The sequence below is a fragment of the Clostridium coskatii genome, from assembly GCF_001675205.1.
Lineage (GTDB): Bacteria > Bacillota > Clostridia > Clostridiales > Clostridiaceae > Clostridium_B > Clostridium_B ljungdahlii.
Window position 1 is genome coordinate 1 of sequence record NZ_LROR01000020.1, and the last position, 17,006, is coordinate 17,006.

Sequence of the window (17,006 nt, forward strand, 5' to 3'; positions counted from 1 at the left end):
TTATATTCCATTAGAATCTTGTATTTTTCCTCTACCGTATATTTAGTTCTTCTAGACACAAAAATGCCCCCTTTCTAGTAACAGATTTTTTATTTTTTAATCTGTCTACTTTAAAGGGAGCATATCACAAATGGATTTTGCGGTGTTTTTATGCTCGTGAATCAAATGTTATATGTATAAATCAATAAATTTGAATGTATAGATGCTATTTGATTATTGAATAATACGGTGTTAAAGATACATATACTTTTTATATACCTGTGAAAGTATATGAAAAAATGTGGTACAATTTTTATATCAATTAAATCACAATCGTAAAATATTGCGATGTAATGATACCTATTTAACTAATAGATAAATAGGTATTTGTTTATGAGAGGTACAAGAATATTTTAGTATGAATAGGAGCGACATAGTTATGGAATTTACAAAACTTAAAAATAGCCTCGAATGCTTAGGGTACAATGTAAGTGAATTTAGTCATGCATATGAAGCAACAAAGTATTTGTCTAATCAAATGAGCAATAGAACTATTGGAATAGGAGGCTCAGTTACAGTAGAGGAAATGAAATTATATGATGCCCTAGCATCTCATAATGAGGTGTACTGGCATATGCGATTACCTGAAAACATGAGTGCTATGGAGATAAGAAAGAAAGCAAACTTTGCAGATATTTATATCTCATCAGTAAATGGAATTGCCGAAACAGGAGAAATCATTAATATTGATAATACTGGAAATCGTGTATCTGCAATCAGTTTTGGACATGATAAAGTTTATTTAATTATTGGTGAAAATAAAATAGCTTCAAATTATGAGGACGCTTTAGATAGAGCAAGAAATATAGCAGCACCTCTTAATGCAAAACGTTTAGGAGTAAAAACCCCATGTGCGGTAAAGGGAGATAAATGTTACGACTGTAAAAGCCCACAGAGAATATGTAGAAATTTTTCTGTATTATGTCGAAAACCTACAGGATGTAAATATGAAGTTGTTTTAATTCATGAAAAGCTTGGATATTAGATAAAAATATATGAATGAATTTTTAAATTTTAATTTATCGTTTAGTTAGCTCGCATTTTACTTAAAAGAGGTAGCCAATACTTTTGAAAATAATTAATGGATTATAAGCATGGCTTTGATTGCATGGGTGTAAGCTATTGATATTAGTGAAGAAGCTTTTTAAATTGTGCTGCATATGTAGCAGATATTACATTCTCTAAATTAAGGTATTTTCTCCACCTGCAGAGGTGGGGATTTTTTATAGAAAGGATAGGATGCCAATGTCTACAAAAAAATCAATGATAAGGTAAAAGATTGATTACATCAGGGATCTATAGTATAACCAAATTGTCTAGAAAAATTTAATAATAGAGGTATTGAATATTGGTAAAAAAACATATTTAAGTAGTATGCTTAGAATTTTTAGAGGAGCTTAAGTCAAAACATAGGAAAGTCTATGATTTTTTAATCTATAAGTAAATTGACACAATTCATCATTAAATATATTTGGACAATTGATAGTAAATTGGGTATACTATAAAAAAGTGACTTGAATTTTAAAGTGTAGTTATATTGCATTATATTAAAAAATCAGAAAATATCCATATTGGAGATGAAAATTTGAATAAGCACATGAATTTATTTAATGAACAGATACAAAAAACAAAAATAGAATATGGGACTAGTAGTTTACCTGTAAGTGATGTACTTAAGATACCTATTTTTAAAGGATGTAAATTAATTTCAGGTGAAAGTGGAATAAGTAAACAGTGTAAGGATTTAACTATACTTGAAACTCCTGATGGTGTTGATTGGCTAAGAGGGGGAGAATTTTTGGTAAGCTCTGGTTATGCATTTAAGGATAATAAAGAAAAATATGATGATATTATATATAGGCTTCATCAAAAAGGAGTATCAGCATTTGGAATAAAGAGAAATAGATATTTAAAGATAATACCGGAAAAAATGATTGAACAATCTTGTAAATATTCACTGCCCCTTATTCTTTTACCATTTGAATTAATATATACAGATGCAGTATCGCAATTTTATGAGGCACTTTTTTATAAGAAGAACAAATATCTTTTAGAACAAAAGTCCATTCTTGAAAAATTTAACAATATAATTATAAATGGTGAAAATACACAGCAAATTGTAGAATTTATAGCAATGCTTACTGATTCAAGTGTTTTAATATTTGATTGTGTGTATAATCTTATATCAAAAAGTGTAAATAGCTCACAGCATGAATTAATAATAGGAAAAATCATAGATAATGTAAGTAAATTTTATGAGGTAAATAGTAATAAACAAATTCAGATAGATAATGTATATATAAATAAGCATGAAATAAAAAATAGAGATAAAACGTTAGGCTATTTTATAAGGATAGGAGATAATCCGGAGGATAAAGTTTTGAGGAAGACGATTAATTATGGATGCTGGATTATATCTTCCAAAATGACAAATAATGTGGGAGATCATTTTAACAATTTAAAAATTAAAAAAATGGTTACTGAAATCATAATGAATAAGGATAATCTGAGTAAAAGTTTCTTTTTAAATATACGTGAAATTTTTCAATGGACAGATAAAGATAAATTTGTTGGAATATGTTTTCACTTTTTATATAATGATTCAATAAAAAATAAGATTAACGAGTATAAAAAACAATTTTATGACATTATTTTAATACGTATACTGGACAAGAATGGTTTCTTAATTACAGAGAAGAACAATAATGTTTTTGTACTTTTCCCACTAAGAGACGATATTTTACATAACATAAAGAAAAAGGTGGAAATTTTATGCAAGAGCTGGAAAGATGAAATTATTATATCCTATGGAACTTCAGATAAATATACTGATTTTATATATATTAAAAATATGTATTATGAGAGTATGATATCTGCGATATTTCCCACTAATAATTTAATTGCTAAAAATGATTCGCTGAGGTTTGCAAAAATTATTGGATTACTTGAAGATAATAAAGAATTGTACAATTCTTATGATAGCGTAATCTCAAAATTAGAGGACTATGATTCTAAACATAATGCTATGCTATTAGAGACATTAAAAATGTATCTAATTTGCAATATGAATAAAAAATATACTTCGGATAAATTGTTTATTCATGCTGAAACATTAAGATATAGGTTGAATAAAATTAAAGAAATTACTGGGTATTCCTTAAACACGTCCGAAGGAATTTTTATGTTATACATGGGTATAATAATTTACGAGGTTCAAAAATCAAATTAGAAATTCAAATAATTGCGTTTTATGGTATAATCAAATTAATAAATTATAAAAAAACATTACACATTATTTAACATAAATTAAAAAAAGCCACAGTTTTTATGAATTATCATAAAAAACTATGGCTTTTTTTATGAAAGTGCTTATATTAATTACTGAAAGTTTTTGATATCATCTAAACAATAAATAGATCAAAAAAATTAGGAGGTGATTAAATGAGTAAAACTGTCAATGTAGGGTTGGTTCAAATGAATTCAAAGCTTGGAAATGTAGAGGAAAATGTAAAGAGAGCTGTAAGTTTTATAAAACAGGCAAGTTATAAAAAGGCTCATATAGTATGTTTACCTGAACTTTTTGCTACTGGATATAATCTTGATATTTTGAAGAATCAAACGAACATTTTGGGAGAAAATTATTATGATTTTATAGTAAAAAATATGTCTGAGGCTGCAAAAAAATATAATGTTTTTGTAATTGCCCCTTTTGCAGAAAAAAGAGGAATAAAAGGTGTGCTATATAATTCGGCTGCGTTATTTGATAATGAAGGTAATATTCTTGGAAGTTATGCAAAGACTCATCTTTGTGCTGCAGAAAAACTTTACTACAGAGAAGGAGCAGAGTATAAAGTTTTTAACACTAAATTAGGGAAAATAGGAATTATCATATGTTATGATGCTGGATTTCCTGAAGCATGTAGAACACTGGCACTTGAAGGAGCAGATATGATATTTATTCCTGCAGCATGGAGAATACAGGATGAATATATGTGGGATTTGAATCTTGCCCAGAGAGCTCTTGAAAATGTACTTTTTACTATAGGTGTAAACAGGGTTGGAATAGAAGGAAATTTACATTTATTTGGAAAGAGTAAGATATGTGCACCAAACAGCTCAATTATAAAAGAACTGCCAAAAGATTTGGAAGAAGTTGATGTTGTGGAAATTAATCTTGAGGATATAAGTAAGTTTAGAAGTGAAATACCATACTTGAGAGACAGAAATCCAATTATATATAAAAAAATTGTTGAAGAATACTAATGAAAATTGAGGGGTGATTTAAATGTCAAAAGAAAAAGCAGGAGACGATTATGCATTAAGTAGAGTGCCTAGTAATGTAAGAAGACCTATGTGGGAAGTACTTATAATAAGACTTGGTTGTTTGGCATGTGTTTCACAAGTTATGCTTGGAGCTGCTCTTGGTTATGGAATGACATTTTGGGGTGCTTTCTGGGCTACAATATTTGGAAGCGTTATCCTCCAGGCGGTAAGTTTCGCCATAGGTGCAGCTGCTGCTAAAGAAGGGCTTTCTACAAGTCTTCTTTCAAGATGGTCTGGATTTGGGAAAGCTGGTTCATCAATAATAGGGGGAATTATAGCAATATCTCTGATGGGGTGGTTTGGAATACAAAATTCCGTTTTTGCAGAGGGTATATATAAAGCAACTGGAATTTTTAATATGCAAATTTGGTCTGCTATTACAGGTCTTGTAGTTACAATCATAGTAGTTTACGGATATAAGGTATTGAGTCTTACAGCGGATGTTACTTTACCACTTTTCTTGTGCACTATGGTATATGCTGGATTTAAATTGTTATCGGGACATGATATAGGAAATCTTATAATGACTGCACAACCTGCAGGAAAAATTCTTTCTATGGGTGCGGCAACAACTATGGTTGCAGGAGGATTTATAACAGGTGCAATAATAACTCCTGATTTAAGTCGTTATATGAAAGGACCTAAAGATGTTTTTGCGGCTACTGTTGTAAGTACATTTGTTGGTGAATTAACTATAAATTTACTTGGTGTTTTAATGGCTCTTGCAGTTAGGACAAGTGATATTGTAAGCATAATGCTATCTATAACAGGATGGCTTGGTGCAGGTATTGTAATATTTTCTACACTTAAGATAAATGATATAAATTTATATTCAGCAAGCCTTGGTATAACTAACATGATAGATGCTATATTTAATATAAAATTGAATAGGGCTGCTGCTACCTGGGGAATAGGAATATTTAGTACAATCTTATCTATGTTAGGTATTATAAATTATTTTCAGAGTTTCTTAACTTTACTTGGAGTTACATTACCTCCTGTTGCAGGTATTATTTTTGTTGATTACTATATATTAAAGAGAGATAGAAAATTACTTGAAGCAACAAGGCATGATGAAAATCTTCCGGAGAGCTGTGAAATTATAAATCCTATTGCAATAGCAGCATGGATTATTGCATCAATTATTGGAAAATTCATAAATATAGGAATACCTGCTATAATGTCTCTGCTTGCTGGTGCAATTATTTACTACTTAGTGTCTATGCTATATAAAGCTGTAACTAAAAGTGAAAAAATTGAATTTAAGAGAACTGTGGATATATAACAATAATTATTGCTAGTAAATGAAATTGTTAAAATATTATTTGAAATTACAATATATGGCTTGATAGGTAGAGAAGACCCGTTGGAAAATACCAGGGAGGAAAGAATATGTCAGATAGTGTATTATTAGACGTTATGAAAAAGAGAAGAAGTATTAGAAGGTTTTCTGAAGAACCAGTTACAAAATCTGAGGTTATGGAATTGCTTAAAGGAGCTGTTACAGCTCCCTCTGGCAGCAATATTCAGCCATGGTTGTTTGGAATTATAGATGATCAAAAACAATTGAATAAAATTTTCCCTTTTAGTCCGGGATTGGGTGGGAAGCCATCCTGCATAATTGTAGTTTGTTCTAATCGAAAATTAGCATATGATAAAGGAGGTAAATTGGGAAGAGATGAACTGGCAATAATGGACATTTCTATGGCATCAGAAAATATTATGCTTCTGGCCGCAGAAAGAGGCTTAGGAACTTGCCCTGTAAAGTCTTTTAATGCTCAGGCAGTTAGAAAAATATTAAAGCTCCCTGAATATGTATCGCCAGATTTAATAATAACTCTTGGATACCCTAAAAATGAGACTAAATCGCCTCCTAAAAGAAAGTTAGAGGATGTTCTTTTCTATAACGACTGGGAGGAAAAAACATATGAATGAAAAATTGATTGAGTTGCTTGCTTATATTGTTTCAAGTGCAGTTGGATGCCTAAATGAACCTAAAATATACGGTTCGCTTAGACTTATTGATACAACTCAAAAAATAATTGAACTGTTTAATGAGCTGAATCTTGTTGAAGATGAAAATTTAAATAAGATAGCCAATATAATAAATGAGGAAAAATCTCTATGCATGAGTGATGATGCAGCATTTGAAAAGATGCTTAATAGTGTATCAGATAAATTAGTACAATTAATAGTAAATGAAGGGAAGTAAGGCTATGAGGAAAATAGGTGTTAAAGAAATTGAGGATATAGCAGTTGGAGCTGCAGTATATGGTACAGGCGGTGGTGGAGATCCATACGTTGGCAAACTTATGGCTATTGATGCCATAAAAACTTATGGAGAAGTTACACTACTTGATGTGGATGAAGTACCAGAGGATGCAATTGTTGTACCTAGTTCCATGATGGGAGCACCGACTATTTTAATTGAAAAAATACCTAACGGTAAAGAAGCCTTAAGTGCTTTTTCACTTTTAAAAAATTATATTGGAAAAGAAATTTCTGCTACAATTCCAATTGAAGCAGGGGGGCTTAATTCAATGATACCTTTTGCAGTGGCGGCAACACTAGGAATACCTGTTGTAGATGCAGATGGAATGGGAAGAGCTTTTCCAGAACTTCAAATGGTAACTTTCAGCCTTGGTGGAGTAAAATCAACACCAATGATATTATGTGACGAAAAGGGAAATGCTACTATGTTTAATACTATAAACAATAAGTGGACTGAAACTTTAGCTAGGGCTGTAACTGTAGTATCGGGCGGCTCAACGATGCTGGCAAGTTATGCTATGACAGGGTCTCAAGTCAAAGAAACTTCAATTAAAGGAATTATAAGCACAACTGAAAAAGTTGGACGTGCGATAAGAATAGCAAAAAGTAATAATACAAATCCTGTTGATGCAGTACTCAAGGCAAGTGGAGGATTTGAATTATTTAAAGGCAAGATATGTGATATATTGAGAAAAACAGATGGTGGGTTTGTACGTGGAGAAAGTAAAATGATGGGTATTGACGAATATAAGGGAAAATCAATTAAAATTGAATTCCAAAATGAAAATTTAATGGCACAAACTGATGATGGAAAAGTACTAGCTACAGTGCCAGATCTCATTGTGGTACTTGATATTGAAACGGGACATGCCATAACAACGGAAACACTTAGATATGGAAACAGAGGAGTGGTAATCTGTATACCTTGTGATGAAAAATGGAGAACTGAAGCGGGAATTAAGACTGTAGGACCAAGATATTTTGGTTACGATGTAAATTATGTTCCTATTGAACAAAGAATTAAAAGCAGAATGGGGGAATTTTAAAATGAAATATAGGATTGGTATAGATGTTGGTGGGACCAACACAGATGCAGTAATTCTTGATGAAAGTTTAACCCCTGTAGCAAAAATAAAAACTCCAACTACTTTAGATGTAAGTTCGGGAATATACAGGGCACTTTTGGAAGTTTTAAGAATAAGTAATGTACCAAGGGAAGATATAAAATACGCTATGCTTGGAACTACACACTGTACTAATGCAATTGTTGAACGTAAAAGGTTAAACAAAGTTGGTGTTATAAGGATTGGACTTCCTGCTACCACAGCAATAAAGCCAATGACAGGATGGCCTGAAGACCTTAAAGAAGCAATAGGTGATTTTAGGTATATGGTTAAAGGTGGATTTGAATTTGATGGAAGTGAAATTTCAACACTTGATGAAGAATATTTGAGAAAAATAGCAAAGGAAATAAAGGGAAAAGTCAATTCTATAGAAGTTACATCTGTATTTTCACCTGTATCAAATGAACATGAGATCAAGGCTGCAGAAATTTTTAAAGAGGAGATGCCAAATGTACCAGTATCTTTATCGTCTGAAATTGGAAGTATAGGTTTTCTGGAACGTGAAAATGCAAACATATTAAATGCATCTCTGGTAGATGTTGCAGAAACTACTGTTAAAGGTTTTATAAAAGCGCTTAAAAATGAAAATATAAATTGTCAAGTTTATATTGGACAAAATGATGGCACACTTATGTCTGTGGATTATGCAATGAAATATCCTATACTTACTATTGCCTGCGGACCAACTAATAGTCTTAGAGGAGCTTCTTACCTTGCAAAACAAAAAAATGCACTTGTTGTAGATGTAGGAGGTACAACTACGGATATTGGTGTACTTATAAATGGATTCCCGAGAGAGTCTTCTACTGCAGTTGAAATAGGAGGAGTAAGGACAAATTTCCGTATGCCAGATCTTGTATCTATAGGACTTGGAGGAGGAACTGTTATACGAAAAGCTGACAATAAAGTTTCAATTGGACCGGATAGTGTTGGATATAAACTTATAGAAAAGGCACTGTGTTTTGGAGGAGATACGCTTACTACTTCGGATATAGTAACCTCACTTGGTATAGCTAAAATAGGTGATAACGAAAAAGTAAAAGAAGTTGACTCAGAAATGGCAAAAGAAGTATATGAAAAAATAATAGATATGGCAGAAGGGGCAATTGATAGAATAAAGACAAATGCAAATGATATGAAAGTTGTATTGGTAGGTGGGGGAAGTGTGCTTCTTCCAGACAAATTGGCAGGGGCATCAGAAGTCATAAGACCCGATTACTTTGATGTAGCAAATGCTATTGGTGCAGCAATATCCCAAATAAGTGGTCAGGTTGAAAAAATATTTATGTTGGATAAGATTGGACGAGACGAAGCTATCGAAGAAGCCAAAAATATGGCTATTGAACAGGCAATTAAAGCAGGAGCTGATCCTTCATCCATAGAAATTGTAGATATTGACGATGTACCACTTGCGTATATTCCAGGAAATGCAACAAGGATAAGAGTGAAGGCTGCAGGAAATCTCTTAAAATAACTATACTTGGAGGAATAAATATGATATTAAAGCAAGCCATTGATATATATGAATTATTGGATGATCCGAAGATAGATGGAGAAAAAGTTGTGGATTTTTTCACAAAAAATGGTGTAAAGGATATTAGTAGCACGAGAATATCTGGTGATAAAGGTTATACTGATTTTGTAAAAATAAAGATTCCTGGAATCAATGGAAAATCTCAAGGTGGATATGCGCCTACTCTGGGTGTTGTTGGAAGGCTTGGAGGTATTGGAGCAAGACCAGATGTCATTGGAATGGTGTCTGATGGAGATGGAGCGGTAGCAGCACTTACTGCAGCTTACAAGCTTGGAATTATGAGCGATAAAGGGGATAAATTAAATGGTGATGTAATAATATCTACTCATATTTGCCCTAATGCTCCTACCTTGGAGCATAATCCTGCTCCATTTATGAATTCACCGGTTAATATGTATACTATGAATGAAAATGAAGTTGAATCAAAAATGGATGCTATACTATCTATTGATACTACAAAAGGAAATAAGATTGTTAACCATAAAGGAGTGGCAATATCTCCTACGGTTAAAGAAGGATATATACTTAAGGTATCCTATGATTTACTCGAAATACTAGAAAAAACTAGTGGAGAAAAGGGAGTTACATTTCCAATAGCTATGCAGGATATTACTCCTTATGGAAATGGAATTTCTCATATCAATAGTATATTACAGCCATCTACTGCGACAAGCTCACCGGTTGTTGGGGTAGCCATAACTACAGAATCGCTAGTTGCAGGGTGTGACACGGGTGCAAGTCACATAGAAGACATATCACTGGCAGCAGGCTTTGCAATAGAAGTAGCTAAGGCTTTTGGAAAAAATAATTGCAGTTTTTACGATGAGGATGAATTTAAAAAATTGAATGAAATTTATGGCAGTATGACCAAGTTTCAAAAGTAAGATAAAAATAATTATCAGAAATATAATAATATTGAAACTGGTTGCTATTATAGAAGTGTGTATTATAGCTATTTTATAGGATTATGTAAAATAGCTATTGTATTTTTCAGAGGTAATTATGGGTTTATATAGTGAAATGTTAGATGAACAAAGAATTAAAAATATGTTTCAAGGGTCAAAGAATGTTTTAGTAATTACTTGTCCTGGATGTGCTTGTGAAAGTCTCTCTTATTCTGATGATCTGCCTTGCAGAAGCTTAGATCAAAATAAAGATATGGTACACAGTGCTATAGCAGTACATAGGATAAGAGATAAATGGAATAAAATATTAGAAACTATGAACATAAATGTTAATAATATAAGTGTTGCATTTCCATGTGAAATGTTCGACACGGAAAGAGAGAGCATATGGAAAGAGTTGAATGATATTGATACAATTGCAATATTAGCATGCTCTAGTGCTTATGTTGCAATCAAAGGAATGCTTCCTGAATTTAAAGGAAAGTTTATTCCAATGATGAGAACGGTAGGGACCTTTGTTTTTACTTTAATTAAAGATGAAACAGGACTTAATTCTAAAGTTGATCGGAAAACAGCTAAAATTCAAAGATTTTTATCATAAACAAAATTTATAAAAAAGATATATAGAGGTGAGCTTATTTAATTGATTAGAATCTTCTTTATGTAACATAAAATTGCCTATTTGATGAATAGTTTTATATTATTTAATATCATATTGTCAAACACATGTTCTAATATAAATAGATAATATAGTTCACTGATTTTAATAAAGACACTGAATTATTCAAAGTCGTTAATGTAGAGCTGAAAGACACATTAGAGGAATATGTAATCCCAGCTACTAAGGCAGCTATAAATCAAAAAGAATATTTTATAGGTTCATCATTTTTTTGTTGACGGAATAGACATTGGAAAGTTAGCAGATTTATTGCAAAACTATGTGAATGAATATTAAGTCAAATTTCAATTTATATGACAGAATAAAATGAATATAATTCACATTTTTCATATTGAAGATAACAATTGAAAAGTGAATATTTACTGAAATGCCGTATTATTTTAAAAATTTTAAATGTATAAAAGAACTTACGGTGAATTTTTCAAAACTGACTAATATCTATGGAGATAATGCAACGGGAAAGACTACTATATTTGATGCTTTTATATAGTTTCTCTTTGATAAAGACAGTCAAAACAAAAGTAAGTTTGATGTGCAGCCGTTAGGCAAAAACAACAATGTAGAAAAGATGGTTGAAACAGAAGTTACTGCAGTACTTAGGATAAATAATAGAATTCAAAACTTAAGCAGCAGATAAAAACCACCTGCTTCAAGCAGGTGGTAGTTAAGTTGATATTTAGATAAAATTCACACTAAAGAACTGCCATACCTATAAAACCACTTATAATACCAATTACTGCTACAGAGCATCCTACAAACACAAGTACACGAGTTGAAAAAGCTCTTTTTACTAATAATAAGGATACAATACTAACTGATGGTAAAGTTATAAGTAATGCTGCGGCAGGACCTGTTCCAAGTCCAAAAGCCATTAATGTCTGAATTATTGGTACTTCTCCTGCTGTTGGAATAACAAATAAAGTACCAGCAATTGCAAGTCCAATTATAGCAATTATACTATTTCCCCATGCTGGAGTAACAGCTGGGAATATCCATGCTCTTACTGCTCCTAATATTGCAACAACAATTAAATAAGCAGGAATAGTATCTATGGTTAATTGAAAAAGAGCTTTTAACCAACGGTTAAATAAATTTCCATCTTCTTTTTCTTCTTGTAGCCCAGGTAATTCTATATCATTATTAGTGTTTTCATTTTTTGAAAATTTAACTGCTAAGGATGAAATACCTAAAACTAAAATAAGTCCAATAACTATTCTAAATATTGCAAAGTTCCATCCTAAAACAAATCCCATAAATATAATAGTTGCTGGATTAAGAGTCGGATTTCCTAGGAAAAAAGCTAGTGCAGCATTAACTGATGCTGAAGATTTTCTAAGACCTACTGTAACTGGTGCAGCACAGCATGTACACATCATTCCTGGAAGAGCAGTAGTTCCAGCTGCTACTGTACTTTTAAGTGAATTACTTCCTATAAACTTTCTTATCCAATTTCTAGGTATTGCTACCTGTACCAATGAACCTAGTAATAAACCTAATATTACGGCCTTCCATACAGCTTTAAAATATGCAGACATATATCCTAAAGATGCGGCCAATGAAGGAGCTGGTGAAGCATTAGACTTTCCTGTAAGTATAGAAGCTCCAATAGAATGTTTTGAAGCTGCTACAAATGCCTTAGAATAATAAGGACTCCATTTCACATAAAATAACCCTACAATTGTTACAATTGCAAAAATTAAAATTAGTACTGTGTTATAATTTTGTTTTTTCGTTTCCATTTTTGTGTAAACCCCCCAGTTTTATTTTTATATTTAAAAATACTTAATTTTTCTCCAAAATAATCCTCCCAATATGCAAAATGCATGTTTTATTCCATTTTTCTTTTTTATGTTATCACAGCTTTTATTATAGTAGAAGTATTATTAGATCTTAAAATAAATAAAATTTATCTATAAGTAAAATGTATTAATAAAACACTTACATACAATATTTTAAAAATATGTTCTATATTAAAACATGACAAAATAAAAGAGCAAATACAATATGGTACTTACTCTTTTATATAAAACATTTCATTGCATTTAAAATTCAGCTCTCAGTCATATAGTAATTTTTATCATATCTATTTTAGTTTACACAAACCTGGGGATGTTCTTTTTATTGTTAGATCGACTTAAATTAATTTATAAAAGAAGTAGTTAGTTGTTTAATATACCTTAACATTGTTTCTGAGCACTCTTCAACACTAGAGGTTTGCTCATCATTCAATATTTTATTAAGCATACCTTGATACAAGAGTATGGTCATTTGATTAAGATCATTTAGGCATTCTGGTTTTAAATATCCATTATCTGCTATTATTTTTAGAAGAGCTAGGTTTCTCTCATATAAATTGCTCTTTAAAAGCATAGGAAGCAAATTCTCGGAATGATCCCCCAATTCTTCAGGAAAAATTGAGTAGTATTCTTCAATAATATTTGAGATAGAATTGCTGTGCTTCACAAAAAAAATATTATTATATATCTCTGGATTTGAAAAAGAATATTTACAAAAATATTTCCAAATTTCATAGTACTTATCAATATTATCATGAAGAGCGTTAATATATTGAGAAAGACTAAAAGTATATTCTCTTAAATGTCTTATAGAAGCATAAAGAATAAGTTCATCTAAATTTTCAAAGTAGTTATATAAGGTAGCACTATTGTATCCTGCCATATCAGCTACTTTCCTTATTGTTATAGATTGTACTCCTTCTTCATCCATAATTTTAGAAGCAGCATCAATAAAATAACTCATATTTCTGTGTTTCTTAATTGTTTTTTTAACCATATTTATCTCCAATGTTTAAAATATTAGTTTCTATTTAAGTAGTTAGATTAAAAAATAATTGCAATTAATTTTTAATTGCAATTTTACAATTATTCATTATACCATGAAATGCTAGAGTTCACAATAGACTAACTTAATCAAGGTATGTAATTAATTACCCAATATATTCCATACAATCGCGTTTTGAAATGCCACGGTTATTCTGAGAAAACTTGTTTATAATGGATGAACTATTAGATATGATAATGTCCCCCATGGCTTATTTACTGCATTTATTAGCATTTGAATATTTAATGGTTAGAAGCTTGTTGTGAACAAGAAAATTGGAATAAGTGGGACATTTTTGTGTGTAGTTCACAATTTTTTTACCAATATATAACAGTTTTTGTTAAACATAAAACCTGTTATAAAAATAACAAATAGAATCTATCAGAAAATTCAATCGCGATTATATTATAAATGCGATTGAAACATAATCATGACGGTGTTAAAATTAAAACAAATAGCGCTATTGTATTATGTAAACTGAGAATAATGTGTAAAGGTATAGATTAATTTATAAAAGGAGGTATAATTAATGAAACTTGAAATTGGAAACTTTCATGTTAAAGATGTCGTTTTTGGTGAAACAACAAACTATAAAGAGGGCATTTTAACAATTAACAAAAAAGAAGCTCTAGATTATGTATTGGAAGATGAACATATTACTGAGGCAGATCTTTTAATTGTAAAGCCTGGAGACAAGGTTCGTCTTGTCCCTGTAAAGGAAGCTATAGAATGTAGAGTTAAGGTTGATGGAACCACATTATTTCCAGGAGTAACTGGGGATGTAGCTCCAGTTGGAAATGGTCGTACACATGCACTTAAGGACTGCAGTTTGCTTGTAGTTGGTAAGCATTGGGGTGGATTCCAGGATGGATTAATAGATATGAGCGGTGAAGGAGCAAAGTATACTTACTTTTCACAACTGAAAAATATTGTCCTTGTTGGAGATACAGATGAAGATTTTGAGAAAAATGAACAACAGAAGAAAAATAAAGCTTTGAGATGGGCAGGACATAAACTGGCTGAATATATAGGAAGCTGTGTAAAGGATTTAGAGCCCGAAGATATTGAAACTTTTGAATTGACTCCTGTTACCAAAAGAGCTGAAGATGTTCAAAAGCTTCCAAGCGTTGTATTTGTTATGCAGCCTCAATCACAGATGGAAGAAATGGGTTACAATGATCTTGTTTATGGTTGGGATACAAACCATATTGTTCCTACATTTATGCATCCAAATGAAATTTTAGATGGAGCAATGATTTCTGGAAGCTTTATGCCAGTATCATCAAAATGGGCAACATATGATTTTCAAAATAATCCTACTATTAAAGAGTTATATGCAGAGCATGGAAAGACAATAAATTTTCTAGGTGTTATAATGTCAAACTTAAATGTTGCTTTGGATCAGAAAAACCGTGCAGCGTTGTTTGTAGCTCAAATGGCAAAGTCCTTGGGAGCAGATGGAGCTATAGTTTCTGAAGAAGGTTATGGTAATCCTGATGCTGATTTTATTGCATGTATTGTTGCACTAGAGGATGCAGGAGTTAAAACTGTAGGAATTACTAATGAATGTACAGGTAGAGATGGAGAATCACAACCTTTGGTTGCTCTTGATGAAAAAGCGGATGCTATAGTTTCTACTGGAAACGTTTCAGAACTTATAGAGCTTCCTCCTATGGAAACAGTAATTGGTGAACTTGAATCACTTGGTAGAGATGGATTGTCCGGTGGTTGGGCAAATGATGAAATACTTGGACCTTCTGTACGAAAAGATGGTTCAATAATTATGGAAAATAATGCTATGTTCTGTGGAGATCAAATTTGTGGATGGTCACCAAAGACAATGAAAGAGTTTTAGGGAGGTGGAATAATATGAAAAAGGCAATTTTATATATAAATCAATTCTTTGGACAAATAGGAGGAGAAGAAAAAGCTGATTTTGAACCTGAAATTAGAGAAGGACAAGTTGGACCAGCTTTGGCATTAAATGCACTTCTTAAAGATGCTGAAGTTACCCACACTATAATATGTGGTGATAACTTTATGGGATCTAATGAAAAGGAAGCAGTAAGCAGAATATTAGGCTTCCTTGAAGGAAAAGAATTTGATATATTCTTTGCAGGACCTGCATTTCAAGCAGGTAGATATGGAAATGCCTGTGGAGTTATATGTAAAGCAGTAAAAGAAAGATTTAATGTACCAGTAATATCATCTATGCATGTTGAAAATCCTGGAGTTGAGATGTTTAAGAAAGATGTATACATTTTCAAAGGCGGAAATAATGCAGGAAGAATGAAAAAAGACATGAAAGCCATGGCTGATTTTGGAAATAAAATATTGAATGGTGAAGAGCTTTTATGGGCAGATGCAGAAGGTTATTACGGAAGAGGTAAAAGACATCAGATATGGCTTGAATCCAAAGAACCTGCAGCTAAAAGAGTTGTAAAAATGCTCATTAAAAAGCTTAATGGTGAGGAATTTGAAACTGAACTTCCTATTCCTAAAAAGGATACAGTAGCTATAGCTCCTGCTATAAAGGACCTAAGTAAAGCTAATATAGCAGTAGTAACTTCAGGAGGAATAGTTCCAGTGGATAATCCTGACAGAATACAATCTGCATCTGCAACAAGATGGGGCAGATATGATTACTCCAAGATGGATAGATTGGAATCAGGAGTATTTAAAACAATACATGCAGGTTTTGATCCAGCTGCAGCAAATGCTGATCCTAATGTCATAGTTCCTTTAGATGCTTTAAGAGCATATGAAAAAGAAGGCAAAATAGGGAAAATTCATGAATATTTTTATTCAACTGTAGGAACTGGTACAACTCAAGGTGAAGCAGCTAGAATGGCCAAAGAAATTGTAGAGTATTTAAAAGGAGATAAAGTAGATGGAGTTATATTAACCTCCACCTGAGGAACTTGTACACGTTGCGGTGCAACGATGGTAAAAGAAATTGAAAGAGCTGGTTTCCCAGTTGTTCAAATGTGTAATTTAATTCCTGTAGCAACAACAGTAGGTTCAAATAGGATAGTACCAACCATTTCCATTCCATATCCACTTGGAAATCCTGCAGATTCTAAAGAGCAGCAATGGAAATTAAGATATCATAGAGTGGGTGTAGCTTTAGATGCCCTTGCAACTGATATTCAAGAACAAACTGTTTTTAAAGTAAAAATCTAAATCATTTACTCATTCGACGAAAGAAGAAGGAGTTTCATGTAACTAAATAGGTCTTGTTAAAATGAATGAGACCTATTTAGATTGATTTTGTGAAGGAGGAAAATTAA

15 protein-coding genes are annotated in these 17,006 nt (G+C 31.7%); 13 read left to right on the forward strand and 2 right to left on the reverse strand.

Translation table 11 applies throughout. From position 1 onward, the window contains the following. Positions 1–418 precede the first annotated feature (418 nt). From CLCOS_RS00945 to CLCOS_RS22695, 11 genes are all read left to right on the forward strand, one after another. A complete protein-coding gene (locus tag CLCOS_RS00945) occupies positions 419–1,024 on the forward strand; it encodes a lactate utilization protein (protein ID WP_065080040.1) in 606 nt (201 codons plus the stop codon). Between the two features lie 600 nt (positions 1,025–1,624). After that, positions 1,625–3,268 (forward strand): PucR family transcriptional regulator, encoded by a 1,644-nt coding sequence (locus CLCOS_RS00950; RefSeq protein ID WP_063602314.1) that lies wholly within the window; start codon positions 1,625–1,627, stop codon positions 3,266–3,268. Between the two features lie 212 nt (positions 3,269–3,480). Continuing rightward, positions 3,481–4,302, forward strand: a complete 822-nt coding sequence (locus CLCOS_RS00955) for a nitrilase-related carbon-nitrogen hydrolase (protein WP_063602315.1) — start codon at positions 3,481–3,483, stop codon at positions 4,300–4,302. A gap of 22 nt (positions 4,303–4,324) precedes the next feature. Next, positions 4,325–5,647 (forward strand): purine-cytosine permease family protein, encoded by a 1,323-nt coding sequence (locus CLCOS_RS00960; RefSeq protein ID WP_063602316.1) that lies wholly within the window; start codon positions 4,325–4,327, stop codon positions 5,645–5,647. A 107-nt stretch (positions 5,648–5,754) separates the two neighbouring features. Beyond that, positions 5,755–6,297 (forward strand): nitroreductase family protein, encoded by a 543-nt coding sequence (locus CLCOS_RS00965; protein WP_013239437.1) that lies wholly within the window; start codon positions 5,755–5,757, stop codon positions 6,295–6,297. After that, complete coding sequence (locus CLCOS_RS00970) at positions 6,290–6,574, forward strand: DUF6092 family protein (RefSeq protein WP_063602317.1); 285 nt, start codon at positions 6,290–6,292, stop codon at positions 6,572–6,574. Before CLCOS_RS00965 ends, CLCOS_RS00970 begins: the two co-directional genes overlap by 8 nt. 4 nt (positions 6,575–6,578) lie before the next feature. Further along, positions 6,579–7,679: a DUF917 domain-containing protein gene (locus tag CLCOS_RS00975; protein ID WP_063602318.1), complete on the forward strand. Its 1,101-nt coding sequence runs from the start codon at positions 6,579–6,581 to the stop codon at positions 7,677–7,679. Position 7,680: 1 nt separating this feature from the next. Next, a complete protein-coding gene (locus tag CLCOS_RS00980; RefSeq protein ID WP_063602319.1) occupies positions 7,681–9,231 on the forward strand; it encodes a hydantoinase/oxoprolinase N-terminal domain-containing protein in 1,551 nt (516 codons plus the stop codon). Between the two features lie 20 nt (positions 9,232–9,251). Then, complete coding sequence (locus tag CLCOS_RS00985) at positions 9,252–10,175, forward strand: DUF1177 domain-containing protein (RefSeq protein ID WP_063602320.1); 924 nt, start codon at positions 9,252–9,254, stop codon at positions 10,173–10,175. Positions 10,176–10,293: 118 nt separating this feature from the next. Beyond that, on the forward strand, positions 10,294–10,797 hold the full coding sequence (locus CLCOS_RS00990; RefSeq protein ID WP_063602321.1) for a hypothetical protein: 504 nt from the start codon (positions 10,294–10,296) through the stop codon (positions 10,795–10,797). A 445-nt stretch (positions 10,798–11,242) separates the two neighbouring features. Next, the gene (locus tag CLCOS_RS22695) at positions 11,243–11,365 is read left to right on the forward strand and encodes an AAA family ATPase (RefSeq protein WP_242867020.1); all 123 of its coding nucleotides are present in this window, start codon (positions 11,243–11,245) and stop codon (positions 11,363–11,365) included. Positions 11,366–11,567: 202 nt separating this feature from the next. Here the strand turns inward: CLCOS_RS22695 and CLCOS_RS00995 are convergent, their stop codons facing one another. Together CLCOS_RS00995 and CLCOS_RS01000 are read right to left on the reverse strand one after the other, a co-directional pair. Continuing rightward, entirely contained in the window at positions 11,568–12,614 is a 1,047-nt protein-coding gene (locus CLCOS_RS00995) for a permease (protein WP_013239430.1), read from the reverse strand. A 400-nt stretch (positions 12,615–13,014) separates the two neighbouring features. Next, positions 13,015–13,668: a TetR/AcrR family transcriptional regulator gene (locus tag CLCOS_RS01000; protein ID WP_013239429.1), complete on the reverse strand. Its 654-nt coding sequence runs from the start codon at positions 13,666–13,668 to the stop codon at positions 13,015–13,017. A 577-nt stretch (positions 13,669–14,245) separates the two neighbouring features. Between CLCOS_RS01000 and CLCOS_RS01005 the strand changes: the two genes are divergently transcribed. Both CLCOS_RS01005 and grdH read left to right on the forward strand, forming a co-directional pair. After that, complete coding sequence (locus CLCOS_RS01005) at positions 14,246–15,571, forward strand: glycine/sarcosine/betaine reductase component B subunit (protein WP_013239428.1); 1,326 nt, start codon at positions 14,246–14,248, stop codon at positions 15,569–15,571. A gap of 14 nt (positions 15,572–15,585) precedes the next feature. Beyond that, complete coding sequence (gene grdH, locus CLCOS_RS01010) at positions 15,586–16,899, forward strand: betaine reductase selenoprotein B (protein ID WP_013239427.1); 1,314 nt, start codon at positions 15,586–15,588, stop codon at positions 16,897–16,899. Positions 16,900–17,006 lie beyond the last annotated feature (107 nt).

Excerpts from the sequence above, each read along its gene's own strand:
- CLCOS_RS00960 (WP_063602316.1), top strand. The coding sequence starts at position 4,325 with ATGTCAAAAGAAAAAGCAGGAGACGATTATGCATTAAGTAGAGTGCCT.
- CLCOS_RS01000 (WP_013239429.1), bottom strand. The coding sequence starts at position 13,668 with ATGGTTAAAAAAACAATTAAGAAACACAGAAATATGAGTTATTTTATT.
- CLCOS_RS22695 (WP_242867020.1), top strand. The coding sequence starts at position 11,243 with ATGCCGTATTATTTTAAAAATTTTAAATGTATAAAAGAACTTACGGTG.
- CLCOS_RS00955 (WP_063602315.1), top strand. The coding sequence starts at position 3,481 with ATGAGTAAAACTGTCAATGTAGGGTTGGTTCAAATGAATTCAAAGCTT.
- CLCOS_RS00970 (WP_063602317.1), top strand. The coding sequence starts at position 6,290 with ATGAATGAAAAATTGATTGAGTTGCTTGCTTATATTGTTTCAAGTGCA.
- CLCOS_RS00995 (WP_013239430.1), bottom strand. The coding sequence starts at position 12,614 with ATGGAAACGAAAAAACAAAATTATAACACAGTACTAATTTTAATTTTT.
- CLCOS_RS00965 (WP_013239437.1), top strand. The coding sequence starts at position 5,755 with ATGTCAGATAGTGTATTATTAGACGTTATGAAAAAGAGAAGAAGTATT.
- CLCOS_RS00975 (WP_063602318.1), top strand. The coding sequence starts at position 6,579 with ATGAGGAAAATAGGTGTTAAAGAAATTGAGGATATAGCAGTTGGAGCT.
- CLCOS_RS00990 (WP_063602321.1), top strand. The coding sequence starts at position 10,294 with ATGGGTTTATATAGTGAAATGTTAGATGAACAAAGAATTAAAAATATG.
- CLCOS_RS00985 (WP_063602320.1), top strand. The coding sequence starts at position 9,252 with ATGATATTAAAGCAAGCCATTGATATATATGAATTATTGGATGATCCG.
- CLCOS_RS00980 (WP_063602319.1), top strand. The coding sequence starts at position 7,681 with ATGAAATATAGGATTGGTATAGATGTTGGTGGGACCAACACAGATGCA.
- CLCOS_RS01005 (WP_013239428.1), top strand. The coding sequence starts at position 14,246 with ATGAAACTTGAAATTGGAAACTTTCATGTTAAAGATGTCGTTTTTGGT.
- CLCOS_RS00945 (WP_065080040.1), top strand. The coding sequence starts at position 419 with ATGGAATTTACAAAACTTAAAAATAGCCTCGAATGCTTAGGGTACAAT.